This is a genomic window from Methylobacterium phyllosphaerae, assembly GCF_001936175.1.
GTDB lineage: Bacteria > Pseudomonadota > Alphaproteobacteria > Rhizobiales > Beijerinckiaceae > Methylobacterium > Methylobacterium fujisawaense.
This window is the reverse complement of the sequence record NZ_CP015367.1, coordinates 5,690,458-5,717,239: the sequence shown is the minus strand read 5'-3', so window position 1 is coordinate 5,717,239 and position 26,782 is coordinate 5,690,458. Positions and strand designations below refer to the sequence as shown.

The window sequence follows — 26,782 nt, the reverse complement described above, 5'->3', positions numbered from 1 at the left end:
TCCGAAGGCCGGGGAGGATCACGGGCTCCATGAGGAAGAACAAGGTCATCTCGGCGGAAGAGGCGATCGCGCTGATCCGCGAGAACGACGTCGTGACGACAACGGGGTTCGTCCAGAGCTGCATCCCGGAGGCCCTCCACGCCGCCCTCGAGAAGCGGTTCGTCGAGACCGGATCGCCCCGTGGGCTCACCCTGATCATGACGGCGGGTGCCGGTGACAGCAAAGGGCTCGGCACGGGCCGCCTGCACCATGACGGCCTCCTCTCGCGGGTCATCGCCGCCAATTTCGGCCGCATGCCGAAGGTCGCGAAGGCCGCGCAGGACAACCTGATCCGCGGCTACAACCTGCCCCAGGGCGTCATCTCACAGCTGTACCGGGCCTGCGCCGCAGGCCAGCCGGGCCTGTTCTCGAAGGTCGGCCTGAAGACCTACGTCGATCCGCGTCATGGCGGCGCCAAGGTCAACGAGCTGACCACCGAGGACATCGTCAAGCTCGTCGAGGTCGATGGTGAGGAGTGGCTGTTCTACACGGCGACCAAGATCGACGTGGCGTTCATCCGCGCGACATCGGCCGACCCGTCCGGCAACCTCTCCTACGAGAAGGAGGCGCTGACCCTGGACTGCCTCGCGCAGGCCATGGCGGCCCGCAACAACGGCGGCATCGTCATCGCCCAGGTCGAGCGCATCGTCGACGACGGATATCTTCTGCCGAAGGACGTGCGCGTCCCCGGTATCCTCGTCGACTGCGTGGTGGTCGCCGAGCCCGAGATGCACCGCATGAATTACGGCGTCATGCACGACGCCGCGCTCGCGGGCGAGATCCGCGTTCCGGTGACGGGCATCAAGCGGATGCCGCTCAACGAGCGCAAGATCATCGCCCGGCGCGCCGCCTTCGAGCTGCCGCCGAACGGCGTCGTCAATCTCGGCGTCGGTGCGCCGGAGGGCATCTCGTCGGTCGCCAACGAGGAGAAGATCACGCCCTACATCACCCTCACCACCGAGGCGGGCGCGGTCGGCGGGGTGCTGGCCTCCGGTTCGAGCTTCGGTGCGGCGACCAATGCCGACTGCATCATCGACCAGAATCAGATGTTCGACTTCTACGACGGCGGCGGCCTCGACATGACCTGCCTGGGCATGGCCGAGTGCGATGCCGCCGGCAACGTCAACACATCCAAGTTCGGCGGCAAGCTGAATGGCTGCGGCGGCTTCATCAACATCTCGCAGAACGCCCGCACCGTGGTCTTTGCCGGCACGTTCACGGCCGGCGGCCTCGAGATCGCGGTGAACGACGGTCAGGTGCGCATCGTCAGCGAGGGCAAGGCGCGCAAATTCGTCACGCAGGTGCAGCAGAACACCTTCTCGGGTCCCTACGCGGTGGAGCGGTCGCAACCGGTCCTCTACGTGACCGAGCGCTGCGTGTTCCAGTTGACATCGGAAGGTCTTGAACTGATCGAAGTCGCACCCGGCATCGATATCGAGCGGGATATCATCGCCCACATGGATTTCGCCCCCGTGGTGCGCAATCCCGTGCCGATGGATCCGCGCATCTTCCGCGACGAGCCGATGGAGCTGATCTCGGATCTGCTCAACCTCGATCTCAAGTCGCGTGTCAGCTACGATGGCGAGCGCAACATCCTCTTCATCAACTTGGAAGGCTGGTACTGCCGGGTGAAGGGCGACATGGACGAGCTGCGCATGACCATCGTCGAGGCCTGCCGCAAGGCCGGCCAGCGGGTCAACGCCGTGATCAACCACGACGGCTTCCGGCTCAACGAGAACCTTGTCGATGATTACGCCGGCATGGTCCAGTATCTGCAGGCGAACTACTACGCCACCACGACCCGGTACGCGACGAGTGCGTTCCTGCGCCTGAAGATGGAGGAGGCCCTGAACAACCGCGGGGTCGCACCACACGTCTTCGAGCGCAAGGAGGAGGCGCAGGCCTTCGTCAGCAGCACCGAGGACAAGAAGGCCCGGAAGCGGATCTCTCCGGCGGTCGCCTCGGCGGCCTGAGGAGAGTGCCGGCCGCAGGCGGCCGGCAGTTCGGGGCATTTGCCGCGCCGTCCCGGACGGGTCGGCGTGGCGGACCGTCCGGGGCCGGCATTCGGCGCGTCGTCGGTGGCTCTCGTGGGAGGGCCAAGCCCCGGCTCCCCGCGGTTATCGACAGATCACGCCTCCGCCGAGCCCCACCCGCCATCCGCGGCGATAGTGTTTCCGGAGGATCTCCAGGCCGGAGACGCCCAAGCAGACTGGGGCTGATTCCGACGCATGCACGCGCCGTTTCTTACCGTATAGGTTGGGCCGGCCCAGTTCCGTCCGGCCATGTCGGCGCACGCCTCGGGGAGGTCCGCTCCTGCACGCTCATCAGAACCTCGCCGTCGCGACGGCCGATGCCGGACGCGCCCAGCCCCCCTGGGCCGAGCGCGTCGCCGACCTCGCCCATGCGGCTCTGATCGAGGAACTGGAGACCTGGCCGAAGCCCGGCCTCGTCAGCCCGGTGGATTCCGGCAGCCACGATGACATGGATGCCGACACCCTCCACCGGAGCGCGGCGGCGATCCGGCCGTTCTTCGCCGATCTGGTCTCGGCGGGCAGCCGAGGGGCGGAGATGGCGGAACTCCGCGGGATCGGGCTGCGGGCCGAGGCCGCGATGATGCGGGCCACCGGCGGCGTCAACGCGCATCGCGGCGCCATCTTCTCCCTCGGTCTGATCTGCGCGGCGGCCGGCACGCCGGACACGGGGCGCGGCTCCGCCGAGGCGCGGGCCGAACGCGTCGGGCATCTGTGGGGAGCGGCGATCGCCGGGGCCCCTGTCTCACCGGTGAGCCATGGCGGACGGGCGGTGCGCCGCTTCGGTGTCGGCGGTGCCAGCGCCGAGGCGGCGGCCGGCTTCCCGACGATCCGAACGGTCGGCCTGCCGGCGCTGCGCGCCGGGCGCGCCTGCCGGCCGGGCGAGCCAGAGGCGGCGCGCGTGCACTGCTTCTTCGCGCTGCTGGCGGTGGTCGACGATACCAATCTCCTCCATCGCGGGGGACCCGACGGCCTCGGATGGGCGCAGGCGGCGGCGGCGGACTTTCTCGCGGACGGCGGAATCGCGGCGCCGGGCTGGCGGGACCGGGCGGCCGCGATCCACCGCGCCTTCGTGGCGACGCGCCTCAGCCCGGGTGGCTGCGCGGATCTCCTCGCCGCGACGCTTCTGCTCGACGCGCTCGCCGCCGCTGGTTGAGAGCGACGGTGCGAACCGATCCGCGCGGCCGCGTTCCACTGGCGGCATACGTCGGGGCACGCGCAGCCTTCATCCGGCCGGCCCATTATCGGGAGCTCCCTCGTTCGTGACCTGCTTCAGGATCGTCCTCCTCGCGCTCGCCGTGCTCTTCGTCCTGCCCGTGGCGGCATCGGCCGTGCTTTACGCGACCCGGGCGAGTGGCGACTGGCGTCTCGCGGATCGGTCCAGCGTCGGTCTGCTGCCACGCGCGGATGCGCATCCCGGCGCCGTGCTGCGCATCTTCTCGGCGCGGACCGTGAGCTGGCGCGGCATCGTGGCCACGCATAGCTGGATCGTCATCAAGGACCGCGACGCCCCCGCCTTCAGCCGGTTCGACTACACGGCCTGGGGCCAGCCGATCTGGGTCGACCGGTTCGTGCCGGACGGGCGCTGGTTTGGAAATCCGCCGTCGGTCGTGTTCGCGGCGGACGGGCCGGAGGCGGAGGCGATGCTCCCGCGGATCCGCAGGGCTGTGGCCGAGTACCGCTACAGCCGGCCCGGCGACTATGTCGTCTGGCCCGGGCCCAACTCGAACACCTTCGTGGCCGCCGTGATGGCGGCGGTGCCGGAGATCCGCGCCAGCCTGCCGTCGACGGCGATCGGCAAGGACTTCCCCTACGACGGGCGCTGGGCCGGCCTGACGCCCTCCCGGACCGGAATCCGCGTCAATCTCGGCGGCTATGCCGGAATGACCCTCGGCTGGGTCGAGGGATTCGAGCTGAACCTGCTCGGAGGCGTCGCGGGGATCGACCTGCGGCGACCCGGGATCAAGCTGCCGGCGGTGGGCCGGCTCGGCCTCTGAGCGGCGGATCCGGCCACCACCTTGGCAGGCGTGCGCGCAGTCGCGCACGCCGAACCGGTCCTACGGCGCGAGGTCGTGGACCGGCTCCTTCACCGGCGTGGCACTGCTGTTGAGCACGGTGCTGCCGGTCGGGACCGGTTTCAGCACGGCCCGGTCGATCTGCGGCGGCGTCGGCAGCTGGAGCTGTGCGCTGGTCTCGGCCCATTCCTGGGCGACGCGCTCGGGATCGTCGTTGAGCCTCGTGCCGTAGCTGGGGACAATCGCCCGGATCTTGGCCTGCCATTCCGGCGTGGCGACCTTCTGGGCGAACACCTTCTCCAGCACCTGCAGCATGATCGGCGCCGCCGTCGAGGCCCCGGGCGAGGCCCCGAGCAGGGCCGCGATGCTGCCGTCCTTGGCGTTGACGATCTCCGTTCCGAGCTTCAGGACGCCGCCCTTGTTCGCGTCGCGCTTGATGATCTGGACGCGCTGGCCCGCCTGCCAGAGACGCCACTCCGCCTTTTTGGCGTTCGGGAAGTACGCGCGGAGCGCCGCGATCCGGTCGTCGTCCGACAGCATGAGCTGTCCGGCGAGGTACTCGACCAGCGGGAATTCGTCGACGCCGACCTTCATCATCGGCCAGATATTGCTGGTGGTGGTGGAGCTGAGGAGATCGAAATAGGAGCCTTCCTTCAGGAACTTGGTCGAGAAGGTCGCGAAGGGCCCGAACAGGATCACGCGCTTGCCGCCGAGCATGCGGGTGTCGAGATGGGGCACCGACATGGGCGGCGAGCCCACGGACGCCTTGCCGTAAGCCTTGGCGAGGTGGAGCGTGGCGACGTCGGGATTGTCGTTGATCAGGAACGAGCCGCCCACGGGGAAGCCGGCGTAATCGTCACCCTCCGGAATGCCGGATTTCTGCAGGAGGTGCAGGGCGCCGCCGCCTGCGCCGATGAAGACGAACTTGGCGTCGACCGTCCGGCGCGTGCCGTCCTTGAGGTTCTTCGCGGTCACACGCCACGAGCCGTCGGCATTCTTCGCGATGGTCTCGACTTCGGTCGACAGCCGGAGCTTGAAGCTCGGCTGCTTCTGCAGATGGGCGACGTATTGACGGGTCACCTCACCCCACTCGCAGTCGGTGCCCAGCGGCGACCACGTCGCGGCGACCTTCTGCTTCGGATCGCGCCCCTCCATCATCAGGGGCACCCATTTGCGGAGCTGCTCCGGATCCTCCGAATACGCCATGCCGGCGAAGAGCGGGCTCGCCTTGAGAGCCTCCCAGCGCTTTTTCAGATACGCGATGTTGTCGTCGCCCCAGACGAAGCTCATGTGCGGCGTATAGTTGATGAAGGTGTGCGGATCCTTCATCACGCCGGTCCTGACCTGATGCGCCAGGAACTGACGGGTGACCTGGAAAGCTTCGTTGATCTCGACCGCCTTGGCGATCTCGATCTGTCCCGTCTTGTTCTCGGGCGTATAGTTCAACTCCGCCAGGGCCGAGTGTCCGGTGCCGGCATTGTTCCAGCCGTTGGAGCTCTCTAGGGCGACCTGATCGAGCCGCTCGACCATCTGGATCGACCAATCCGGCTCCAATGCATTCAACCAGATGCCGAGGGTCGCGCTCATGATCCCGCCGCCGATCAGCAGCACGTCGACGGTGCCGTCGGCACCGTCGGCCAGGACCGGCGAGCCCGGCAGCGCGGCCACGGCCAGGCCCGTCGCGGCCGTTCCAAGGATCTGACGCCGGCTGAGAGGCAGCGCGGCCGAGGCACGGCGGTTACGCAGGTCGTGAGTCTCGTCGTCGCCACGCATGGGCAGATCCCGCTTTTTGCGTACCGGACAGGCCCGATCGGCCGATCCGCGTACGGAAGACACTCGATACGACGAGCGAGAGCCCCGCTCGTCAGGCCTTCCGGATCGTTTCCCCGTTGCCGTGGCGGCGTGGCGGCGGTCTCGATCGACCCGACACGACGGTCCGGCGCGTGTCCGCAGCGGTGCGAAGTTCCGATGCCCGCGCAGATCGCGAGGCGACGGAACGTACCGATGCGACGCGCGTGTCTCCTGCCACTCGGACGCTCGATCCGGCCGGAGCCGTAATCTTCGGTCCAAGACCTCGAACGCGCACAGGCGCGATCGCCGAGGGGGAGGAAAGACGCTGGCTGGCTTAGCTCAGCAGATTGATGTCGGCCTCTTAGAGGACGAGGCTCGAAAGGACAATCGCTGCAGGGGTTGCATTCACCGTCTGCCTGTCAGGCCCGGATGCAAGCATCGAAGGTTGACGACCACCCTCGGTATGACAGGCGAGCACGATCGGGCGCCGCCGATAGACTGTCCGGGATCGTGCGTCCGGATCCGTGATCGACGTTATCGGATGGACTGGCAACGGCTGATGCTGCGCGACGGCCGGCCGTCGGTTCAGTTCGGCATGACGCGCCCTGGCGTCGTCAAGTCGGTTCAGTCGCCGTCCATCCGGGTGGCGCGTCGCAGCTCGGAGGCGATCCTTTCGGGCGCCTTGGCGGTCTGGACGCCGGTGACCCACCGGTCTCTCCCGATCCGGTGGCAGACGGTACCGGCGACGAGGGTCTCCATGTGCGCGGTCCGAACGGGCCGGAGGATTCCAGCTTGCGGACGCTGCCCATCGCATCGATGAGCGGGCCGGCCTCTCGGTCCGTGACCTCGGACGGCACGACCGGCCGGTTCAAGGCGCGATGCGCGGCGCGCCGCCGGCTCAGGTCGCGGGGCGGGCTCAACCGCCGTTGCGGGCCATCCGGGTCGTGACCGTACCGGCGGCGAGGCTCGGGAGCGGATCCTGCGTGCCGCTGACCACGACGAGGCGCTGCACCTCGCCGCGCAGGAAGGCCTGAAGGAACCGCTCGTAGTCGCGGAACGACACGCAGCCGTTCGAATCACCGCGCGGCCCCAGCATGTAAGTGTGCGCCAGAAGGCCGACACGGCCATAGACCGCCTCGTTGCCGCCCACCGGCGTGAGCCGGATAGCCCGAACCCCGTGGAACGGCCGCTCGCGCTCGGTGAGATCGTAGGTTCCAGGCGGCGTCGGCCCGCGCATCCGCACATTGACGAGGCGGGGATCGTCCAGCCCCTCCCCGAGACCCGAATGGGCCTCAAGACGCTCGCCGTTCGGCAGCGTCACGGTCTTGGCGGCGATATTGTAGACAGCCACTCCGCCCGTCGGGCTCGGCGCCGGGGACAGCGCCAGCGGCGGCGAGATCCGCCGTTGCGGCGTCACGTCCGCAGGCTTGCTCTCCAGAGCGGCGTAGGCGAGAGCCGGTCCGCGCTCGATGCCGAAGAGCTTCTCGAAGAAGGACCGCTCGTCGGTCTGGGGAACGGGCTGCGCCACAGGCGGGACGTCGCGGCGCGCCATGCGCCGGTCGGACCGACGCGCGAAGCCGGTTCCGGCCGGCGCACGGAATTCGGGCGGCCGCGGAATCGGAAGCGGGACGACCATCGCGGCCTGCGGCGGCTCCGCGGCTTTCGGTTCGGTCTCGGCGCCGGGCTCCGGCTTGGGTTCGGGTGTCAGGGCGGGCGGCGCGATCTGGGTCCAGGCCCAGCGCGACAGCTTTCCGCCGGCGGCTTCCCGCCACGGATCAGGCGATCCCACCGTTTCCGATTCGACGACGGTGGCCGCCGCCGTCTCAGCGGCATCCGACCTTTCGGTCGACGTCTCCGTTCGGGCGATCTCGATCTGGGCGGCCGGATCCGGGGCGCGGTGCAGGACGCTGCCCCCGAGGGCAGCAAGGGCTACCACGCCGGTGAGCACCGAAAGGGGCGCCAGCCAGGCGCCGCGCGCGGTCTGGGATTTGAGGCCGTCCAGCGGCACGGATTCGACAGCCATGCGGTTGCCCATGCTCCTCGTCGCGAGACGGGGCAGACCGGCGGCAGCCCTCCACCACAGGGGAGGAATCGCCGCGGGCGGACCGGCCCCGCTCAAAGCGAGACAGCGGGGTCGGGCCGGCTTTTCTGCGGCGATGCGATGGTCGATCTTGGATTGATCGAGACCATTTTCGGGCGCACCGCCACCAGTGTTCGTTTCTCTAAGACGCGGATCTACGCGCGATAGACTGCTAGTCGTTGTCGATTTGACGCCCGAGCAGCGCGATCGCCTTCTCGTAGACCGGGGCCGCGTTCCAACCCTGGATCGCCGCGAAGTTCGGCTCGCCGGGCTGGTAGCCGGCGCCGGCCCGCCAGCCATGGGCCTTGAGGAAGTTCGCGGTCGACGATAGGGCCGCCCCGACATTGTTGAGGTCGCCGGTGCCGTAGGTGAGCACGTTCTTCGGCAGGAACTGCGTGTGGCCGACCTCGCCATGCGCCGCGCCGCGGGTGCTCGGGGTGAGCAGGCCGCGATCGACAAGGGTCAAGGCGGCGTAGAGCTGATCCGTGAAGTATTCGGAGCGGCGGCAATCATAGGCGAGCGTCGCCACCGCCGAGAGCGTGTTGACGTTGCCGCGCACGGCGCCGAAGCCGGTCTCCATGCCCCAGATCGCCAGGAGCGGTCCCGGCGGGACGCCGTAACGCTGCTCGATGGACTCGAAGAGGGCAGCGTTCTGCCGCTTCAGGGCCCGTCCGCGGGACACGATGGTCGGGCCGCCGCGCTTGGCGAGGAATTGCTCCAGCGACAGCTTGAAGCTGTGCTGTCCGCGATCCGCCGAGATCGTGGCGGTGGAATAGGTGGTGTTCTGCAATGCCGCAAGGCTGGCAGCGCTGGCCCGGCCGCGCGCCTCCTCGGCAAACTGCCGCTTCCACGCATCGAACCCGGCTGCTGTGTTGCCGCACTGCGCAGCCTGCACCTGCCCGGCGCTGAGGGCGATCCCGGCAAAGGCCGCGACCGCGATGGTCTGACGCCGCAAATTCTCGATCACGCGAAACACTCCTTCGGCGCGTCCTCGCGCCCTGTCCTGCTGGCGATACCGGGCCACATCTGGTCGATAAGAGGGCGAGAAGATGTCGAAGGGGCGACCTTCACCTTTCTCGCCCTCAAATCATTGCGCATCCGCGGATCTCCGACGAGAGCGCGGTGGCTGCGGGTTGGCGGCATCGTGAATGCCGCGTTTTCAGGCGTAGCCACCGCTTGAGAGGCGCGAGCCACGGTTCAAAGAACAGACATTGGGCGGATCGCATTCCTGGCGTCGGTCGAAGATGTTCCGTCTGGATCATCGCTATTTTGCCAACGAAATTAGGATTGGCTCGCGCCGTTGATGATACTGTCACAACGCTGTCAAACGACGGACATAGCTTTGCCGGCGGAAAGACTTCTGCGGAGGGGCGGCGTGGGGTCGATGATTGTCGGTGTGGCTCGGCATGAACCAAGAGTCCGCCACCCGCATTTGCGCTCCTCCTGATCGGCCGATGCTGTCTCACAAAGCCTGCGGTCGATCGGGCCAGGGCGCAGTCGGTCGCGCATCCTCCGCTTGCGGAGCAGCCGGTCCGAACCCGCGCTGACACGACTTCGATCCCGAACGCACGACCGAAATCCGCAACACCGGCGGTCAGACCAAGACCGCCCCTGCGCCGACCTTGCCGACATCGAGACAGGATGCTCATGGCCATCGGAATGCACGATACCGGTTCCTCTCGTCCGGCGACGCTCGGTCCCGATCTCGACCGCGACGGAGTCGCCAAGGCCTATGGCCGTTGGGCGCCGGTCTACGATCTGGTCTTCGGGCCCGTCTTCGCACAGGGCCGGACCCTGGCGGCGGCGGCCGCGGAACGGATCGGCGGCCGGATCCTGGAGGTCGGGGTCGGAACGGGTCTGTCCCTGCCCGCCTACCGGCACGCCCGCAGCATCGTCGGGATCGATATCTCGGCGCCCATGCTCGAGAAGGCGCGCCAACGGGTGGCGCGACTGCGCCTGCGCAATGTCGAGCGTCTCGCCGTGATGGACGCGGAGCATCTCGACTTCGCCGACGCGTCCTTCGACGTGGTGGTGGCGCAGTACGTCGTCACCGCGGTGCCCAATCCCGAGGCGGCGCTGGATGAGTTCGCCCGGGTGCTCCGCCCCGGCGGCGAGATCGTGATCACCACCCGGATCGGTGCCGAGTCGGGCCTTCGGCGCGTCGTCGAGCACGCCGTCGCGCCGGTGACCAGCCGCCTCGGCTGGCGGACCGAGTTCGCCTGGGAGCGCTATGCCGCCTGGGCCGTGACTGCACCCGTGGAGATCGTCGAGCGCCGGGCGCTCCCGCCCCTCGGCCACTTCTCCCTCCTCCGCCTGCGCAAGCGCGACGCCTGAGGGCGCCTCACCTCCGACCAGCCCACCCAAATCCGAGCGGGGACGAACACCATGGCGAGTTTTCTGGACGCGCTGCGCGTGCAGCGCTGGGACGATCATCGATACTACCACCACAACCGCATCAACCAGAGCCTGCACGTCGTCAGCGCGATCAGTTTTCTGGTCGCCTATGCCCTGGCGTTCAAGGATCCGGCCACGGCGGCGTTGATCGGTTGGCTCGTGGCGATGACCTCCCGGCAGGCCGGCCACCTCTTCTTCGAGCCGAAGGGCTACGACCACATCAACGACGCGACGCACGAGCACAAGGAAGAGATCAAGGTCGGCTACAACCTGCAACGCAAGGTCGTCCTCCTGGCGATCTGGGCCCTGTCGCCTCTGCCGCTCTATTTCGACCCGAGCCTGTTCGGATTGATTTCACCGCACCAGACCACCGCGGACCTGATCCGCAACGTGGGCTGGATCTGGCTGTGGCTGGCGGTGGCCGGGCTGCTGTTCCGGATGGTGCAACTCTTCGTCCAGCGCGACGTGCAGACCGGTCTCGTCTGGGTCGCCAAGATCCTTACGGACCCGTTCCACGACATCAAGCTCTACCACAAGGCGCCGCTCGCGCTGCTGCACGGCGAACTGGTCGAGGAGCAGGAGCCGCACGAGCGCGGGGCCTGAGGCTGGATCGCGCGCCGAGCGCGCGGCTCGGCGCCCCGGATCAGTCGTGATCCGGGGCGCGCAGGCCCAGCCGGGTGCCGAGCCTGCCCAGGCGCACCGCCGCGACCTCCCGCAGGATCGACCGGCGGATCGCCTTGTCGCTGGGGGCGCCACCTTCCCACCACCCATCCGACCGCATCGCCTGCGCCGCCGCCACGAAGCGCGTCGCCACGGCGTCGAAGGCCGCGTCGTCGTAGGCGAGGCTGAAGATCAACCGGCCGGTCCCGACCCACGACAGGGCCAATCCCTCCGCGCGCAGGTAGAATTGCAGCATCCAGTTGTAGCGCGACGGCTTGGTGTACAGGACCGTCCACACCGTCGACATGTTGGCGACCCGCACCGGCAGGTCGGCGTCCGCCAGCAGGGCGTTGAGGCGCCGCGCCCGCCCGTCCCAGGTCGCGTCGAGGTCGGCATAGAGGGCAGCGACCGCTGGGGTGTCCAGCCGCTCGAGGAACGCGCCCATGGCGCCCATCACGTAGGGATGGGCATTGAAGGTCCCGCGGGCGAAGCAGATGTCGACGGGACGATCGTCCCGGTAGCGGCGCATCAGGTCGGCGCGCCCGCACAGGACGCCGACGGGCAGCCCGCCACCGAGCGTCTTGCCGTAGGTGACCATGTCGGCACGCACGCCGAAATACTCCTGCGCGCCGCCGCGGGCGAGGCGGAAGCCGAGGAAGACCTCGTCAAGGATCAGCACGATCCCCCGGGCGCTGCACACCGCCCGCAGGTCGTGGAGCCACTTGGTGTAGGCGGCGCGGTCGAAGGACGCCCTGCGACCGCTGTCCACCAGCGCGGAATCGGCCGGCGCGCCGGCATTCGGATGCAGGGCCTGGAGCGGGTTGATCAGGACGCAGGCGACGTCGCGGCGGGTGGCGAGCACCCGCAGCGTCCGCTCCGACATGTCGGCCAGGGTGAGCGTGTCGCGAGTCGGGACCGGGTTGCCGATGCCGGGCTGCACCTCGCCCCACCAGCCGTGATAGGCGCCGCAGAGCCGGACGATCCGGCGCCGGCCAGTGTGGTAGCGGGCGAGCCGGACCGCCTGCATCACCGCCTCGGTGCCCGACATGTGGAACGAGACCTCGTCGAGGCCCGAGATCGCCTTCAGCCGCGCGACGTTGCCGGAGACGACCGGGTGCAGCGGCCCGAGCACGGGGCCGAGCGCCGCGACGCGGGTGGCGCCCTCCTCCAGACAGGCGCGGTAGAAATCGACGCCGAACAGATTCACGCCGTAGGAGCCGGCGAGGTCGTAAAAGACGTTGCCGTCGAGATCCGTGACGGTCACGCCCGCGGCGGACGCCGCGAAGGCGCCGGTCCCCAGATGCGCGCGCACGTGGCGGGCATACTGGAACGGCACCCGGTACAGCCCGGTGAACTGCAGGTCCGAGAGACCGTCGCGCACCGCCTCGGTCTCGGCCCGCGTCCGGGCGAAGCGTGTCCGGAACCGGTCGGAGAGTCCGGCGAAACCCGCCTCGCGGCGCAGGGCCACCGCTTCGTCCGGTTCGTCCGACCGGAAGAAGGCGCGCTCCGAATAGGCGTAGTGCGGGATCAGCCCGGCGACGCGCCGGGCCATGCGGGCATGGCCGGTGAGCGAACGGTGCTTCGCCCGCGACAATTGCAGGCGCTCTGCCGCGCGCGGCAGGGCGAGAACCGCGGTGGCGGCGGTGGCGGACAGGGTGATGAGGAGCGCGGACATCGCCCCGCGCCCTATCGGAGACGGTTCACGGCATGATGACGGTTGCCCGATCCCGGTTGCGGGCGGTCCTGGCGCGGGTCGGCGCGCAGGAGGATCTCAATTTCCTTTTGACGAACCGCCTTCCGCGCCGGTTCGCCACCCGGTTCATGGGCCGGTTCAGCCGGATCGAACAGCCCCTGGTGCGCGACCTCTCGATCGCGACGTGGCGGTTGTTCTGCGACGTCGATCTCCGCGACGCCGAGGAGACGCGCTTTCCCAGCCTTCACGCCGCCTTCGTGCGCGCCCTACGCCCCGGCGCCCGGCCGGTTGCCCCCGATCCCGCGGTGCTGACGAGCCCCAGCGACGCGATCCTGGGCGCCCATGGCCGCATCGAAGCGGGACGCCTGTTTCAGATCAAGGGCCTGTCCTATCCGCTCGCCGACCTGCTCGGCGGCGACGTCACGCTGGCGCGCGCCCATGAAGGCGGCTGTTACGCCACCCTGCGGCTGACGGCCGGGATGTACCATCGGTTTCACGCGCCGCACGATCTGCACGTCGAGTCGGTCCGGCACATCTGGGGGGATACCTGGAACGTGAATCCGATCGCGTTGAAGCGTGTCGAGGCGCTGTTCTGCCGGAACGAGCGCGCGATCCTGCGCCTGCGCCTCGCGGAAGGCGGCCATGCCGTGACCCTAGTGCCCGTGGCGGCCATCCTCGTGGCGGGCTTGCGCCTCGGCTTCTTGCCCGAAGGGCTTGCCCTGCGCGAGACCAGGGGGCGGACCTTGCTCAGCGCCGCGCATCTGGCGAAGGGCGCGGAGATGGGCTGGTTCGAGCACGGCTCCACCATCGTGGTGCTGGCACCGCCGGGCTTCACGCTCTGTCCGGGACTCTCCGTGGGGTCGCGTCTGCGCGTCGGCGAGCCCCTCATGCGCCTTCCGGAGCCGCCCATCCGCTGACGATCTGCGACGCCCTCGCCCGCACCTTACGCGTAGGGCTGGCGAAGCCGCGCCTTGCCGACCCGGCGCGGTCTGCGATGCGCGCGTCCTTGAGGACTCACAGGAGACTCACACGGCCCCGATCAGCACGCGACGGGCAGGATGCGCCGGCGCTGCCCGCCACGTGCGCGCGCCTCCCGGCCCGGCAGAGGCCGGACCGTGCTGTACCGCGCCGTCACACAGGCTGAACCCTAGACGTCCAGATTGGCGACGCTGAGGGCGTTTTCCTGAATGAACTCGCGCCGCGGCTCCACCACATCGCCCATCAGCTTCACGAACAGGTCGTCGGCGTCGGTCACGTCCTTCACCTTGACCTGCAGCAAGGAGCGCACGTCGCGATCCAGGGTGGTCTCCCAGAGCTGCTGGGCGGTCATCTCACCGAGGCCCTTGTAGCGCTGGAGCTGCAGGCCCTTCCGGCCAAACGCCATCACCGCCTCGAACAGGGCGACGGGCCCGTGCAGCACGGTCTCGTCGGACTTACGCATCAGGGTGGCGGGTTCGCCATAGATTTCCCGGAAGGCGTCGGCCCGCTCGGACAGGCGCCGGGCTTCCTGCGAGGTGATCAGGCCGAGATCCAGGGTCGCCACCTGCCGGACGCCGCGCAGCGTCCGGCTGAGGCGATAGCCGCCCTCGAAGGATTCGCCCTGCCAGCCGCGCTCGATCTCGTCCGCGATGGCGTCAAGCCGGCGGGCGGTCAGGTCGGCCAGCACCTCGGCCTCGCCGGTCCGCGAGGCCGCCTCGGGGTCGAAGGCGCCGGCCAGCACCGCCTGCTCGACCACGGCGCGGTCGTAGCGCGTGTGCAGGCCCTGCAGGATGTTGCGGAAGGTCCGCGCCTCCTCGACGAGGCTCTTGAGCTGAGGCCCGGCGAATTCCGCACCGGTGGAGAGGCGCAGGATCGCCCCGTCGGTCCCCTGGTCGATCAGGTAATCCTCAAGGGCGCGCTCATCCTTCAGGTAGATCGCCTTCCGGCCGCGCTCCGCTTTGTAGAGCGGCGGTTGCGCGATGTAGAGATGGCCGCGGTCGATCAATTCCGGCATCTGCCGGAAGAAGAAGGTCAGAAGCAGCGTCCGGATGTGCGAGCCGTCCACGTCCGCATCGGTCATGATGATGATGCGGTGGTAGCGGAGCTTTTCCGGGTTGAAGCCCTCGCGGTCGGTCGAGGAGCGCCCGATCCCGGCGCCGAGCGCCGTGATCAGCGTGCCGATCTCGGCCGAGGACAGCATCCGGTCGGCGCGGACGCGCTCGACGTTCAGGATCTTGCCGCGCAGCGGCAGCACCGCCTGGAAGGTCCGGTCGCGGCCCTGCTTGGCCGAGCCGCCGGCGGAATCACCCTCAACCAGAAGGATCTCGCACTTCGTCGGGTCGCGCTCCTGGCAATCGGCGAGCTTGCCGGGCAGCGATGCGATGTCGAGGGCGCCCTTGCGGGTCACGGTCTCGCGGGCCTTGCGGGCGGCCTCGCGCGCCGAGGCCGCCAGGACCACCTTGGCCATGACCGACCGCGCCTGGCTCGGATTCTCCTCGAGCCAGGTCGACAGGCCTTCGTTGAGGACGTTCTCGACCGCGGGCCGGACCTCGGACGAGACGAGCTTGTCCTTGGTCTGCGACGAGAATTTCGGGTCCGGCACCTGCACGGAGATGACGGCGGTGAGGCCCTCGCGGCAATCCTCGCCGGTGAGCGACACCTTCTCCTTCTTGGCGATGCCGCTGGATTCGGCATAGCCGGTGACCTGCCGGGTCAGGGCCGCCCGGAAGCCGGCCATATGGGTGCCGCCGTCCCGCTGCGGGATGTTGTTGGTGAAGGGCAGCACGGTCTCGTTGAACGAGTCGTTCCACCAGAACGCGACCTCGACGCGGATCCCGTCGCGCTCGGAACTGACGACCACCGGGCTGGTCATGCCGTCGATCGGCTTGCGGGAGCGGTCGAGATACCGGACGAAGGCCTCGATGCCGCCTTCGTAGTACAGCTCCTCGCGCTTCTTCTCGGCATGGCGGGCATCGGTCAGGACGATCCGCACGCCGGAATTGAGGAAGGCGAGTTCACGCAGGCGCTTTTCCAGCGTCCCGTAATCGAACTCGATCATCGTGAAGGTTTCGGTGGAGGGCAGGAAGCTGACTTCCGTCCCGCGCCGACCGTTGCCGGGCCCGACGACCTCCAGGGGCGCCACGGCGTCGCCGTGGCGGAACTCCATCGCGTGCTCCTTGTCGTTGCGCCAGATGCGCAGGCGAAGCCACGACGACAGGGCATTCACCACCGACACGCCGACGCCGTGCAGGCCGCCGGAAACCTTGTAGGAATTCTGGTCGAACTTACCGCCGGCGTGCAGCTGGGTCATGATGACCTCGGCCGCCGAGACGCCCTCCTCCTTGTGGATGTCCACCGGGATGCCGCGCCCGTTATCGGAGACGGTGCAGGATCCGTCGGCGTTGAGGGTGACGGTGACGAGATCGGCATGGCCTGCCAGCGCCTCGTCGATGGCGTTGTCCACGACCTCGTAGACCATGTGGTGGAGGCCGGAGCCGTCATCGGTATCGCCGATATACATGCCGGGCCGCTTGCGGACGGCGTCCAGGCCCTTCAGCACGCGGATGGATTCCGCGCCGTAATCGGCAGGCTCGGTCTGGGGGGTGTCGGCCATGAACTTCCTCGGGCAGGCGGGCCTGATCGCGTCGGTGGCAGATGCGCCGTCGGGTGCCCGCGCCTGAACTCTCGCTTGATCCGCCTGATATAGGGGTTCCGCGTTGAGATTGCACGATTTTACGGGCCCGCGGCGGGCCCGTCCCGAAGCTTTTGTGACGCTCGCCGCTTAACGCCGCGTTAGCCCTCGATGCCGCCCGCGCTCGCCGTGTCGAGGCGGCCGATCGCCTCCGGCGAAAGGGTCAGCCGGACGGCGCCGAGGAGCTCGTCGAGTTGCGCCACCGAGGTCGCGCTGGCGATGGGCGCCGTGATGCCGGGGCGGGCGATGATCCAGGCAAGCGCCACCTGGGCCGGGCTGGCACCGTGCGTCTGCGCGACCGAATCGAGCACGTTCAGCAGCGCGAGACCGCGCGGGTTGAGGTACTTGGCGACGCGGTTCTCACGGGCCCGTCCCGTCGCGTCCTGGGCGCTGCGGTACTTGCCGGTGAGGAAGCCCGCGGCCAGCGAGAAGTAGCCGATGACGCCGATCTGTTCGGCCCGGCAGAGCGGCTCCAGCTCGGCCTCGTAACCGCGCTGGGCGAGGCTGTAATCCGGCTGGAGGCATTCGTAGCGTGGCAGCCCCGCGGAGGCGGCGATCGTCAGTGCCTCCTTGAGCCGCGCCGCGCTGTAGTTCGAGGCGCCGATCGCGCGGACCTTGCCCGCCGCGATCAGGCGCTCATGAGCCCGCAGGGTCTCGTCCAGGGCCACGTCGTTATCGTCGACATGGGACTGGTAGAGGTCGATCCGGTCGATCCGCAGCCGCCGCAGCGAGGCCTCGCAGGCCCGCTCGATATGGGCCGCCGAGAGACCCTTGCCGGCCTCGCCCATGTCCATCCCGACCTTGGTCGCCAGCACGATCCTGTCCCGGACGCCCGGACGGCTGGCGAGCCACCGTCCGATCACCGTCTCGGATTCCCCGCCGACATGGCCGGGGGCCCAGCGCGAATAGACGTCGGCGGTGTCGATGAAATCGAAGCCGCTCTCCACGAACCGGTCGAGGATCGCGAAGGCGGTCGCCTCGTCGGCGGTCCAGCCGAAGACGTTGCCGCCCAGGCAGAACGGCGCGACCGTCAGGTCGGAGCGGCCGATGCGGCGCTTGTCCATGATGTCGGTCAGTCCTGCAGGAAAGGATTTGAGACACGCTCCTCGCCGAGCGTGCTCGTCGGGCCATGGCCCGGGATAAAGGCGATGTCGTCGCCGAGCGGCAGGACCTTGTCCTTGATGGCCCGGATCAGCTGCTCGTGGTTGCCGCCCGGCAGGTCGGTGCGGCCGACCGAGCCCTTGAACACCACGTCGCCGACCAGGGCGAACCGCGCGTCCCGGCTCACGAACACGACGCTGCCGGGCGAGTGCCCGGGGCAGTGAAGGATGTCGAAGCCGAGACCGCCGACCGTCACGGCATCGCCCTCGTCGAGCCAGCGGTCGGGCGTGACGGGCCGGGCCGCGCCGAGGCCGTAATTGGCGGCGGTCTCGGGGAGGGAATCCAGCAGGAACTTGTCCGCCTGGTGCGGCCCCTCGATCGGAACGCCGAGGCGCTCGCGCAGCTCGTCGGCGCCGGCGGCGTGGTCGACATGACCGTGGGTCAGCAGGATCTTCTCGACGGTGACGCCCTGCTCGCGGATGGCCGCCTCGATCCGATCGAGATCGCCGCCGGGATCCACCACGGCGCCGACCTTGGTCGCGTCGTCCCAGATCAGGGTGCAGTTCTGCTGGAAGGGTGTGACCGGGATGATCCCGGCGCGTGGCGTACCTGGCATGTCGTCCCGCGTGTAGGCAGCGCCGCTCCGGACGCCCTCGGCCGCAGTTTAGCGCAGAACGCCGGTGGGCGGCACCCTGTGCGGCACGCTCAGGCCGCGTCGCCCCTGGGGCGGCGCAGGCCGTCGTGAAGCGCCAGCATTTCGGCCATGCCGAGCGCCCGCGAGCTCCAGCGCGTCTCCGCGGTGTTGACCTGCGTGAACCGGTCGTGGGACCGGCCGCCATAGGCTCCGAACAGGGTCCTGCCCGCCTCGACGGCACCGTCGTCCCGCGCCGTCTCGTCCGGCCGGTCGATCCGGTAGGACGGCGTCGGCGACCGGCCGGTCACGCCGATCCGCACCGAGGCGTCGCCGTAATGCTTCTGGCACAGCCTCATGGTGACCAGCACTTCGCGCAGGTAGTCTTCAGCGTCGGCGAGATCCGGCAGGATGTCGGCGATCGTCGCGTCCGAGGGATAATGCTTCGTCCGGGCCATGCTACACCTTGCTCAGGCGTGTCCTACCGTCTTCGCCGGCCGAGGGCGAGCCGGGCGCCGGTTTTCCTCACGCCGGCCGCCGCTTCAACAGCGCGTCGAGGCCCCCGACCCGGAACCAGTGGTATCCGTAGCCTTCCAGGAACAGGCAGTGCCGTCCGTCTTCGCCGACCTCGCTGCGGCTGCCGGTCAGCACATCGACGAGGATGTCGTGCTCGGAATCCTCCACGCCGGATGCCATGGCGACCTCGACGGGCTCCGGCGCCAGATTGTGGACACACAGGATGGCGTTGCCGCGCCAGTCGTAGCGGAGCGCCAGCACCGAGGGACGCCCGGTCTCCATCGGGACCACGTCGCCCCAGCCGATCTCCGGCGCCTCCTTGCGCTGACGGATCATGCTCTGCATCCAGTTGAGCAGCGAGTCGGCCTCGTGGCGCTGGTCGGCGACGTTCACGTGCGCGTAGCCGTAGGGCCCGTGGTCGATCAGCGGAATCACCGTGCGGTCGGCCGTGGAGAAGCCGCCCTGATACTCGCTGGTCCACTGCATCGGCGTGCGAGCGCAGTCCCGCTCCTTGAGCGCGAGCTCGTCGCCCATGCCGATCTCGTCGCCGTAACGCAGCACCGGCGTCCCCGGCAGGGTGAACATCAGCGAATAGGCCAGCCGGATACGGCGGGGATCGCCGGCCAGCATCGGTGCGAAGCGGCGGCGGATGCCGCGGTCGTAGAGCTGCATCCCCTTCTCGGGCCCGAAGGCGTCGAACACGCTCTGACGCTGCTTGCCCGTCAGGCGTCCCAGGTCCAGCTCGTCGTGGTTTCGCAGAAAGATGCCCCATTGGCAGGAGAGCGGGCGCGGCTTCGTCCGCTCGATCGCCTTAACGAGCGGGCGCGCATCATGGGCCGCAAGGGCGTAGAAGGTCGCCTGATTGACCTGGAAGTTGAACATCATGTGCATGCGGTCGGCGTCGTCGCCGAAATAATCCATGTCCTGGTTCGGCAGGATGTTGGCCTCGGCCAGGATGATGGCGTCGCCCTGGCGCCATTGCAGGAACTCGCGCAGGTCGCGCAGCATCTCGAACTGCTCGCGGGGCTTGCCGCCGACATCGGCCCCCTTCTCGGCGATGACGAACGGCACGGCATCCATGCGGAAGCCTGAGACGCCCAGCTGGATCCAGAAACCCATGATCTTGAGGATCTCGGCCAGCACCTCGGGATTGGCTGTGTTGAGATCCGGCTGGAAGTTGAAGAAGCGGTGGAAATACCACGCCTTGGCCTTCGCATCGTAGGTCCAGGTGGTCTCCTGCACGCCCGGGAAGACCATGCCCTCGTCGGCGCTCGCGGGGCGCTCTTTCGACCAGACGTACCAGTCGCGATAGGGCGAGTCCGGGTCGGAGCGGGCCGACTGGAACCATGGGTGCTGGTCCGAGGTGTGGTTGACCACGAGGTCGATCAGCACCCGCAGCCCCCGCTGCTTGGCGGCGTGGGTGAAGGCGACGAAGTCACCGAGCGAGCCGTAATCGGGGTCGACGCCGTAATAGTCGGCGATGTCGTAGCCGCCATCCTTCTTGGGCGACGGCTGGAAGGGCATCAGCCAGACCGCGGTGGCGCCCAGGCCCTGGATGTAGTCGAGCCGGCGCTCGAGCCCAGCGAAGTCGCCGATCCCGTCGCCGTTGGCATCCATGAAGGTGCCGACCGACAGGCAATAGATGATGGCGTTCTTGTACCACAGGTCGTTGATCATGGCCCCCCCGGCGTCGTCGCGCCTCACGAACGTGGGACCCCATCAAAGCGTTGCCGTGCGGCGTCTCCTTAAATCAGCCGCGTTGTGCACGCCCTGTTCAGGCGCGCTCCCGAAAGGTCCGCGCCCGCCCCGTCGCGTCCCCCGAACTCGGCCCGTATGAACGCCATCCTGATCAAGCTGTTCGCGACCGCCCTGACCCTGAGCCAGGTCACGACCCGGCCGGAGGCGGTCCGGACGCAGTTCGATCCAGCCACCGATGGGCCCGAGGTTGTGCGCCTGCTGCGCGACGGCTGCGCCCACATGCGCAAGGCCTTCGACATCGAGGACATCAACCTCGACGAGCTGATCACCACCGCGATGGAGGATCCGTCCACCGTCGCCGGGCCGGCCGCCCCGAAGATCCTGCACGGGCTCGACCTGAACGAGCTGAACACGAGCTACAAGCAGTTCTGCAAAGGCGAGAACCCGGCGAACTCGCCCTTCGACGCCAAGGCGGTGATCGAGTTCTACGACAACGCCACCATGGACCTGCCCAGCGCCGAGGCCCTGCGCGACAAGGCGCTGCCCGGCATAACCCGGATCCTCGACGGCGCCGGCAAGCCCTTCGCCGAGGCCTCCGAGCCGAACGGGCGCCGCATCGTCGTGCCGATCACGGCGGTTCCGACGCTGGTGCAGAAGGCCTTCATCGCCGCCGAGGACAAGCGCTTCGAGACCCATCACGGCATCGACGAGCGCGGCGTGATCCGCGCCTTCATCGCCAATCTCGCCTCCCCGGGACGGCCGGCGGGCGGCTCGACCATCACCCAGCAGGTGGTCAAGAACCTCTCGGTCGGCGACGACGTCACCTACGAGCGCAAGATCCGCGAGATGATCGTCGCGTCGCGGCTGGAGCGGATCCTCTCGAAGCCGCAGATTCTCGGGCTCTATCTCAACGGCATCTATCTCGGCCGCGGCGCCTACGGCATCGAGATGGCGGCGCAGAGCTATTTCGGGAAGCCGGTGGGGCAGCTCACCCTGCCGGAGGCCGCGCTCCTCGCCGGCATGCCCAAGGGGCCGAATTTCTACAGCCCCGACAAGTATCCGGACCGGGCGCGGGAGCGGCGCGCCTACGTGCTCGCCCGCCTCAAGGAAGAGGGCGCGATTACCGAGGCCGAGATGAGCGCGGCGATCAAGTCCGATCTCGGGCTGAAGCCGATCGAGACCGCGCGGCGCGATTCCGGCTTCTACGTGGTGGATTTCCTCAATCGGGAGGCCCGCACCTTCGCGGGGGTGGATTCCCTGACCTCCGGGTCGCTGACCGTCCGCTCGACGATCAATGCGGGCCTGCAGCGCTCCGTCGAGGAGGCTCTCCAGGACGGGCTCGCCAATTACGAGCGCTCCACGGGCCGTCAGGTCTTCGCGGGGCCCGAACTCAACCTCGCCGACAGCGTCCGCCGGATCCAGGCCGCGACTCCTGCACCGGAGGGGGCGACCCAGGCGGCGCCCGCGGTGACGGGAGCGCGAACGGATGCGCCCAAGGCGGATGCCAAGGCCGACGGCAAAGCGGACGCCAAGGCGCGTCGTGGCGAGAGGGTCGCGGCGGTCCCGCAGAAGAAGCCGGCCTGGCTTCTGGCGCTCGAGAGCGCCCGCCCGGTGCTCTACGACGTGCATTGGCCGATGGCGGTGGTGCTGGAGACCGGGCGCGGCGGCATGAAGGTCGGCCTCGCCGATGGCCGGACCGCCGTTCTCGACCCCGGCATCGCCCGGGGCAAGCTGCAGCTCTACGACGTGATCCGCGTGAAGGTTGGCTCGGGCAAGGGCGGCCTGCGCGCGCAGATCCGCGTCCGGCCCACGGTCCAGGGCGCGGCCCTGGTGATGGAGAACCAGACCGGCCGGATCCTCGCGATGGCCGGCGGCTTCTCCTACCCGCTGAGCCAGCTCAACCGCGTCACCCAGACGGTGCGCCAGCCCGGCTCGACCTTGAAGCCGCTGACCTATCTCGCCGCGCTCAATGCCGGCCTGCAGCCCAACACCCTGGTGATGGATTCCGCCGTCACCCTGCCGCCGATCGGCGGGACCGGCGATTCCTGGTCGCCGAAGAACTACGAGGGGGGCGGTTCGGGCCCCACCACCCTGCGGCGCGGCCTCGAATTCTCCAAGAACCTTGTCACCGCCCGTCTGCTCCAGGGTGGAATCGAGCCCAAGGCGCCGGCGAGCCTGAAACGGGTCTGCGACATCGCCCTGGAGGCACAGATCTACGCCGAGTGCGAGCCCTACTATCCCTTCGTCCTCGGCGCGCAGCCAGTGCGGATGCTGGACCTCGCGGGCTTCTACGCGGCAGTGGCCAACGAGGGCGCGCGTCCGGCCCCGTACGCGCTCGAATCCGTCGAGCGGGACGGCAAGCCGCTTTACACGCACCCCGCCAAGGAGCCGGCGCGGATCGCCTCTGCGGACCGGGTCGCCTTCTACCAGCTCAAGACCATGCTGCAGGGGGTGACCCAGCACGGCACCGCGGCGGCGCTGTCGAAGGTCTCGGCCTACGTCGCCGGCAAGACCGGCACCTCCGAGAACGAGAACGACGCGTGGTTCGCGGGCCTGACCAACGAGATCAGCGTGGTGGTCTGGGTCGGCTACGACAACGCCGACGGCACCCGCAAGACCCTCGGCCGCGGCCAGACCGGCGGCCATGTCTCGGTGCCGATCGCCTCGGCGATCCTGCAGGCGGCGTGGGCGAACGGGATCGCCAAGACGCCGCTGCGGGGCCCCTCCCCCGAGGCGCGCCCCTTCATCGCCGACCTGGCGGTCGATCCGCGCAGCGGCGTGCGGGTCGCGGGCGGCGGCTTTCTCGAGCATTTCCGCACAAGCGGCGACGGACGGATGGCGGACACGCAGTACCGCCTCGTTCCGCGGGAGACGCTGTACGCCATGCGGCCCGATGCCCAGGACGGCGATCTCGCCGGCGCCGACGACGGCGCGAACGTGGCGGGCGACTATTACGGCAACATGACGGGCGAGCGGCCGCGGGCCGACTTCCTGGACCCGTTCGGCGAGCGTCCGGCGCCGCGCAGCCGCCGTGCGCAGGGCGATGTGGATCTCTACGGGCAGGATCCGTACAAGCCCTGGCCCGGCCAGACGAACCGCTCGCCCTTCGGCGGGGATGACGACGCGCGCCGGCCGCGCCGCCGCGATCCGGACTACCTGTTCGGCGAAGATCCCGGTTACTGACTGCCCTCCCCGAGAGATGAGAATCCCGTTGCGTCAGCAGCTTCCTGCCGCCCTGGCGGCCGCCCTCACGGTCGCTCTCCCGGCCATCCCGGTCCGCGCTCAGACGCCCGCCGCCAACACGGCGCCGGCACCGGAGCGGGTCAAGGATGTGCCCTCGGTCACGGCCGTCGACCCCGCCGCGATCAAGCCGGGCCAGATCCTGTTCACCGATCACCGCGAGAATCCGTCGGCGCCGGAGAACGGCCTGATCCCGTATCTCGACTGGTTGAAGGTGCGGCCGGCCGAGGCGACGGCACTCGCCCCCTATCCCGGCTACAAGGAGCCGGATTACACCGTCACGGTGAACGGCGTGACGAAGCCCCGGCACGAGACGCTGAAGGTCTATGTGGCCGAGGGGCGCTTCGTCGTCCCGCGGCCGGCCGAGGCGATCGACCTCCAGGCCTTCGCCAATCTCGCCTTCGTCCAGAAGATGGATCCGGCGATCAAGCACCGCGCCATCTCTGCCGCCGACGTGACCCCCAACAAGGATCCGGCCGCCGCCTTCGCCAAGCGACCCGACCGGCCATGGTGCGAGGAGGCGGGCGCCTGCATCGAGTCGCGCTACGATCTCGAGGGCAAGCTGCCGCTCGGGGTGAAGCTCGCCAACAAGCTGGAGGAAGGGTCGGCCAAGAAGATCGCCGAGTTCGTCTCGTTCCAGAGCGAGTTGCGGGTCCTCGGGCCGGACCAGGGCGCCGCGCTCAAGGCCCTGACCAAGATCGACACGTCCGTCACCGGCGGGCTGGAGCAGACGATCTTCTGGGTCAACCAGATCCTGCGCTTCGGCAAGTTCCTCGCCGTGTTCCAGCCGATGCCGAACGACCCGACCAAGACGGTGGTCACCACCTACATGGCCCTTGCGATCAAGGGGGACGTCCTCGACCGCAAGGCCGAGTACGCCCGTGTGCCGGTCCTCAAGAACCTGCTGCCGGCGCAGGTGCTGATGGGCAATTCGAGCTTCAACACCGGCAACTCGATCAGCGCCGGCCTGCCGGTCTACGCCCGCAACCGGATCGCCGCCTTCGCGGACGCGCTCACCAAGCGCTGACGCGTCGCCACCGCGGGTGTCACATCCCGCGGTTGCCGATCGTCGGCAGCGTGGGCTGGGTGTAGGCGCGGTTCACGTCCCGGCGGCTCTGGGTGCCGTTCGTGTTGCCGGAGGCGCGGTAATTGTCGAGGCTGAAGGTCTCGGCCAGCCCGCTGCGCGAGTCCGGCCCGTCGCTGGTGCTGCAGGCGCACAGGCCACCGAGGGTGAGTGCGGAGAGGGCGAGAAGGGTCAAGCGCATCGCAAATCCTGAAGCCTGCCGGAGTCGAGCCTCCCTCCGGCATCTCCCGGACGAGGCCTCGACGAAACGTCTCGCGGCATGGTCAGCCCGGGAGCGCGCCCGTCAAGGTCGCGCGCAACGTGTAAATCCGTTCTGTGGCCTCCGATGCGCAGCGGCCACGGAAAATCCACCACACCCCCGGTTTGGGGCGGATACCGACGGGCAATCGTGTTGAGCGCGGCCCGCGCCCCCTGGCGAATCCGGACCGTTTCGGGCGAAAACCCTCGGCAATGAGCAACGTCTTGCCCTTCCGCCCGCGTCCCACCGTCACGCGCCTCGCCCGCTGCGAGGTTGTGACCGTGGCCGGCGATCTTCTCGCCCTCCTGGAGCAGCTCGAGGATGTGAGCGCCCGCGCCGCCGCGATGGGTCGCCCCGCGCTCGAGGTCGAGCGGACGGTCCAGCACCTGCTCGATGCCGTGAGCGCGGTCGAGCGCGCCCTCGACTGCATCGGCGAGGGCGAGCAATCCGCTCCGGGCTGATCGGCGCTTCACCCCCATCGCATCCGGATCGCGTCATCGCCCTCAGACGGGGGCGTCGAATACTGCGCCGTCGCGCAGTCGACCGGTGTTGCTAAGCAGATCGTAAATCATCCGGAACCCTCCAGTACGCCTTGCGGTTGAGGGTCGGATGCTCACGTCGGGCGTCGGTTCCGGAGGATGTCATGAGGCTTCGCACGAGCAGTTTGCTGGCCGTCATGACGTCCGGCGGCCTTCTCGCCGGGACGACGATGCACGCCCACGCGGCCGAACTGGGCTTCCTCGAGATGCTGTTCGGGGCTCGGCCGGCGGTTCAACAAGCTCAGCCCGCGCAGACCCAGGCTCCGGCCTTCGAGGGCCGTTCGTATGGCCGCCAAGCGAGCCCGCGGCTCGGCGCCGCCCGCCGTCGCTTTCAGACCCGCTACGCGGCGCTGCCGCTGAAGATCCGCGTCAAGGAGCGGGAGATCAGCGAGCGCCAGACCCCCATCGACATGAAGGGCGGCGCCACGGCGGCTCTGTTGAAGGACGAGACGCTGCGCCCCGGCGACATCGTGGTCCTGAATGCCGGCGCCCGGGTGTTCACCGGGAATCCCGACAAGCGTCACGCCATCCGGGATTTCGAACCGGTTCAGAACTCGCGCTTGGTCAGCAAGGGCACCCGCAAGGTCCTGGCCGGCCTGTTCACGCCGGTGGGCACCCTGCCCGCACAGGCCGCACGGCAGATGATGGCGCGGGCGAAACAGCCGGCCCCCGAGATCGCGACGCCGATCCCCGCGCAGAAGACCGCGATGCGGGTGATCAACCCGTGGCATGAGGCGCAGTGACTGGCGCGGCCGTCGCTCAGAAGAAGCGCTCCTTGATGACGATCGTGTCGCCCGGACGGACCGCGTAGGTCATCGGCACGATTCCCGAGACCAGCGTGCCGTTGGTGTCGCGGGTCAGAACGGCATAATCCCGCGCCGCCCGGGGGCCGAAGCCGGCGGCGATGGCCACCGCCGTCTCGACGGTCATGCCGTTGACGAACGGATACTGGCCCGAGGTGGTCACCTCCCCGAGAATGTAGAAGGGCCGGTAGGCGTCCACCTCCACGGTGACGTGCGGCTCGCGGACGAACCCGGCCGCCAGCTTGGCCTCGACCGCCTTGGCCGCCTGGGCGGTCGTCTGACCGCCGACCTGCACGGTGCCGATCAGCGGCATGGCGATGCGACCGGCACCATCCACCGCGTAAATGTTCGACAGGTTGTCCTGGCCGAAGACGATCACCCGAAGCTTGTCGCCCGCCGCCAGCGTGTAGCGGGCAGCGATCGACCCGGTGCCGGTCGCGTCGAGTTCGTCGGTGCGGAAGCTCGGCCGCAGGCAGCCGCCGAGTGCCAGAGTCGAGCCGAGTGCGAGAAGCAGAGCGCGCCGGTTCATCACCATCGCCGTCAAGGATGCAGTTGCCGGA

22 protein-coding genes are annotated in these 26,782 nt (G+C 68.9%); 10 read left to right on the top strand and 12 right to left on the bottom strand.

The window, feature by feature from the left end:
- Positions 1-29 precede the first annotated feature (29 nt).
- The 3 genes from MCBMB27_RS26095 to MCBMB27_RS26085 all read left to right on the top strand — a co-directional run bounded on the left by MCBMB27_RS26095 (position 30) and on the right by MCBMB27_RS26085 (position 4,066).
- On the top strand, positions 30-2,012 hold the full coding sequence (locus MCBMB27_RS26095; protein ID WP_075381638.1) for an acyl CoA:acetate/3-ketoacid CoA transferase: 1,983 nt from the start codon (positions 30-32) through the stop codon (positions 2,010-2,012).
- Between the two features lie 340 nt (positions 2,013-2,352).
- Positions 2,353-3,225, top strand: coding sequence for a triphosphoribosyl-dephospho-CoA synthase MdcB (mdcB, locus tag MCBMB27_RS26090; RefSeq protein WP_075382122.1), 873 nt, complete (start codon positions 2,353-2,355; stop codon positions 3,223-3,225).
- A gap of 106 nt (positions 3,226-3,331) precedes the next feature.
- On the top strand, positions 3,332-4,066 hold the full coding sequence (locus tag MCBMB27_RS26085; RefSeq protein WP_083683734.1) for a DUF3750 domain-containing protein: 735 nt from the start codon (positions 3,332-3,334) through the stop codon (positions 4,064-4,066).
- Between the two features lie 60 nt (positions 4,067-4,126).
- On the opposite strand, the gene mqo is transcribed toward MCBMB27_RS26085, so the two are convergent.
- The 4 genes from mqo to MCBMB27_RS26070 form a co-directional block, all read right to left on the bottom strand.
- Entirely contained in the window at positions 4,127-5,857 is a 1,731-nt protein-coding gene (mqo, locus tag MCBMB27_RS26080; RefSeq protein ID WP_075381637.1) for a malate dehydrogenase (quinone), read from the bottom strand.
- Positions 5,858-6,499: 642 nt separating this feature from the next.
- Complete coding sequence (locus tag MCBMB27_RS30865; protein ID WP_257787395.1) at positions 6,500-6,634, bottom strand: hypothetical protein; 135 nt, start codon at positions 6,632-6,634, stop codon at positions 6,500-6,502.
- A gap of 157 nt (positions 6,635-6,791) precedes the next feature.
- Positions 6,792-7,898, bottom strand: a complete 1,107-nt coding sequence (locus MCBMB27_RS26075; protein WP_075382120.1) for a DUF2778 domain-containing protein — start codon at positions 7,896-7,898, stop codon at positions 6,792-6,794.
- A gap of 229 nt (positions 7,899-8,127) precedes the next feature.
- A complete protein-coding gene (locus tag MCBMB27_RS26070; RefSeq protein WP_043380860.1) occupies positions 8,128-8,922 on the bottom strand; it encodes a lytic murein transglycosylase in 795 nt (264 codons plus the stop codon).
- A 680-nt stretch (positions 8,923-9,602) separates the two neighbouring features.
- On the opposite strand from MCBMB27_RS26070, the gene MCBMB27_RS26065 reads away from it, so the two are divergent.
- Both MCBMB27_RS26065 and MCBMB27_RS26060 read left to right on the top strand, forming a co-directional pair.
- Entirely contained in the window at positions 9,603-10,289 is a 687-nt protein-coding gene (locus tag MCBMB27_RS26065) for a class I SAM-dependent methyltransferase (RefSeq protein WP_075382119.1), read from the top strand.
- 51 nt (positions 10,290-10,340) lie between these two features.
- Positions 10,341-10,952 (top strand): hypothetical protein, encoded by a 612-nt coding sequence (locus MCBMB27_RS26060; RefSeq protein WP_075381636.1) that lies wholly within the window; start codon positions 10,341-10,343, stop codon positions 10,950-10,952.
- A gap of 40 nt (positions 10,953-10,992) precedes the next feature.
- On the opposite strand, the gene MCBMB27_RS26055 is transcribed toward MCBMB27_RS26060, so the two are convergent.
- Positions 10,993-12,684 (bottom strand): aminotransferase class III-fold pyridoxal phosphate-dependent enzyme, encoded by a 1,692-nt coding sequence (locus MCBMB27_RS26055; protein ID WP_075381635.1) that lies wholly within the window; start codon positions 12,682-12,684, stop codon positions 10,993-10,995.
- Positions 12,685-12,716: 32 nt separating this feature from the next.
- Here MCBMB27_RS26055 and asd point away from each other — a divergent pair, with 32 nt between their 5' ends.
- Positions 12,717-13,619 (top strand): archaetidylserine decarboxylase, encoded by a 903-nt coding sequence (gene asd, locus MCBMB27_RS26050; protein ID WP_075381634.1) that lies wholly within the window; start codon positions 12,717-12,719, stop codon positions 13,617-13,619.
- Positions 13,620-13,849: 230 nt separating this feature from the next.
- Here asd and gyrB read toward each other — a convergent pair whose 3' ends face one another.
- The 5 genes from gyrB to MCBMB27_RS26025 all read right to left on the bottom strand — a co-directional run bounded on the left by gyrB (position 13,850) and on the right by MCBMB27_RS26025 (position 20,297).
- Positions 13,850-16,294 carry a DNA topoisomerase (ATP-hydrolyzing) subunit B gene (gene gyrB, locus MCBMB27_RS26045; RefSeq protein WP_043380905.1) on the bottom strand — a complete coding sequence of 815 codons (2,445 nt, stop codon included), beginning with the start codon at positions 16,292-16,294 and terminating at the stop codon, positions 13,850-13,852.
- Positions 16,295-16,473: 179 nt separating this feature from the next.
- Entirely contained in the window at positions 16,474-17,436 is a 963-nt protein-coding gene (locus MCBMB27_RS26040) for an aldo/keto reductase (RefSeq protein WP_075381633.1), read from the bottom strand.
- An 8-nt stretch (positions 17,437-17,444) separates the two neighbouring features.
- Positions 17,445-18,089, bottom strand: a complete 645-nt coding sequence (locus MCBMB27_RS26035) for an MBL fold metallo-hydrolase (protein ID WP_075381632.1) — start codon at positions 18,087-18,089, stop codon at positions 17,445-17,447.
- An 89-nt stretch (positions 18,090-18,178) separates the two neighbouring features.
- A complete protein-coding gene (locus tag MCBMB27_RS26030) occupies positions 18,179-18,562 on the bottom strand; it encodes a hypothetical protein (protein ID WP_043345342.1) in 384 nt (127 codons plus the stop codon).
- Between the two features lie 67 nt (positions 18,563-18,629).
- Entirely contained in the window at positions 18,630-20,297 is a 1,668-nt protein-coding gene (locus tag MCBMB27_RS26025; protein ID WP_043345339.1) for an alpha-amylase family protein, read from the bottom strand.
- A gap of 156 nt (positions 20,298-20,453) precedes the next feature.
- Here MCBMB27_RS26025 and MCBMB27_RS26020 point away from each other — a divergent pair, with 156 nt between their 5' ends.
- Positions 20,454-23,501 (top strand): penicillin-binding protein 1A, encoded by a 3,048-nt coding sequence (locus MCBMB27_RS26020; RefSeq protein ID WP_075381631.1) that lies wholly within the window; start codon positions 20,454-20,456, stop codon positions 23,499-23,501.
- 28 nt (positions 23,502-23,529) lie between these two features.
- Positions 23,530-24,585, top strand: coding sequence for a hypothetical protein (locus MCBMB27_RS26015; RefSeq protein WP_075381630.1), 1,056 nt, complete (start codon positions 23,530-23,532; stop codon positions 24,583-24,585).
- Between the two features lie 19 nt (positions 24,586-24,604).
- Here MCBMB27_RS26015 and MCBMB27_RS26010 read toward each other — a convergent pair whose 3' ends face one another.
- Positions 24,605-24,823, bottom strand: a complete 219-nt coding sequence (locus MCBMB27_RS26010; protein ID WP_075381629.1) for a hypothetical protein — start codon at positions 24,821-24,823, stop codon at positions 24,605-24,607.
- 269 nt (positions 24,824-25,092) lie between these two features.
- On the opposite strand from MCBMB27_RS26010, the gene MCBMB27_RS26005 reads away from it, so the two are divergent.
- Complete coding sequence (locus MCBMB27_RS26005) at positions 25,093-25,341, top strand: hypothetical protein (RefSeq protein WP_043345326.1); 249 nt, start codon at positions 25,093-25,095, stop codon at positions 25,339-25,341.
- A gap of 182 nt (positions 25,342-25,523) precedes the next feature.
- Entirely contained in the window at positions 25,524-26,162 is a 639-nt protein-coding gene (locus MCBMB27_RS26000) for a hypothetical protein (RefSeq protein WP_043755239.1), read from the top strand.
- Between the two features lie 16 nt (positions 26,163-26,178).
- On the opposite strand, the gene MCBMB27_RS25995 is transcribed toward MCBMB27_RS26000, so the two are convergent.
- Positions 26,179-26,757, bottom strand: coding sequence for a polysaccharide biosynthesis/export family protein (locus MCBMB27_RS25995; RefSeq protein ID WP_043345320.1), 579 nt, complete (start codon positions 26,755-26,757; stop codon positions 26,179-26,181).
- Positions 26,758-26,782: the final 25 nt, after the last annotated feature.

Bases quoted from the DNA above. Each gene is read 5' to 3' on its own strand.
- MCBMB27_RS26095 (WP_075381638.1), top strand. From the start codon at position 30: ATGAGGAAGAACAAGGTCATCTCGGCGGAAGAGGCGATCGCGCTGATC.
- mqo (WP_075381637.1), bottom strand. From the start codon at position 5,857: ATGCGTGGCGACGACGAGACTCACGACCTGCGTAACCGCCGTGCCTCG.
- MCBMB27_RS30865 (WP_257787395.1), bottom strand. From the start codon at position 6,634: ATGGAGACCCTCGTCGCCGGTACCGTCTGCCACCGGATCGGGAGAGAC.
- MCBMB27_RS26075 (WP_075382120.1), bottom strand. From the start codon at position 7,898: ATGGCTGTCGAATCCGTGCCGCTGGACGGCCTCAAATCCCAGACCGCG.
- MCBMB27_RS26065 (WP_075382119.1), top strand. From the start codon at position 9,603: ATGGCCATCGGAATGCACGATACCGGTTCCTCTCGTCCGGCGACGCTC.
- MCBMB27_RS26060 (WP_075381636.1), top strand. From the start codon at position 10,341: ATGGCGAGTTTTCTGGACGCGCTGCGCGTGCAGCGCTGGGACGATCAT.
- MCBMB27_RS26055 (WP_075381635.1), bottom strand. From the start codon at position 12,684: ATGTCCGCGCTCCTCATCACCCTGTCCGCCACCGCCGCCACCGCGGTT.
- asd (WP_075381634.1), top strand. From the start codon at position 12,717: ATGATGACGGTTGCCCGATCCCGGTTGCGGGCGGTCCTGGCGCGGGTC.
- gyrB (WP_043380905.1), bottom strand. From the start codon at position 16,294: ATGGCCGACACCCCCCAGACCGAGCCTGCCGATTACGGCGCGGAATCC.
- MCBMB27_RS26040 (WP_075381633.1), bottom strand. From the start codon at position 17,436: ATGGACAAGCGCCGCATCGGCCGCTCCGACCTGACGGTCGCGCCGTTC.
- MCBMB27_RS26035 (WP_075381632.1), bottom strand. From the start codon at position 18,089: ATGCCAGGTACGCCACGCGCCGGGATCATCCCGGTCACACCCTTCCAG.
- MCBMB27_RS26030 (WP_043345342.1), bottom strand. From the start codon at position 18,562: ATGGCCCGGACGAAGCATTATCCCTCGGACGCGACGATCGCCGACATC.
- MCBMB27_RS26025 (WP_043345339.1), bottom strand. From the start codon at position 20,297: ATGATCAACGACCTGTGGTACAAGAACGCCATCATCTATTGCCTGTCG.
- MCBMB27_RS26020 (WP_075381631.1), top strand. From the start codon at position 20,454: ATGAACGCCATCCTGATCAAGCTGTTCGCGACCGCCCTGACCCTGAGC.
- MCBMB27_RS26010 (WP_075381629.1), bottom strand. From the start codon at position 24,823: ATGCGCTTGACCCTTCTCGCCCTCTCCGCACTCACCCTCGGTGGCCTG.
- MCBMB27_RS26005 (WP_043345326.1), top strand. From the start codon at position 25,093: ATGAGCAACGTCTTGCCCTTCCGCCCGCGTCCCACCGTCACGCGCCTC.
- MCBMB27_RS26000 (WP_043755239.1), top strand. From the start codon at position 25,524: ATGAGGCTTCGCACGAGCAGTTTGCTGGCCGTCATGACGTCCGGCGGC.
- MCBMB27_RS25995 (WP_043345320.1), bottom strand. From the start codon at position 26,757: ATGGTGATGAACCGGCGCGCTCTGCTTCTCGCACTCGGCTCGACTCTG.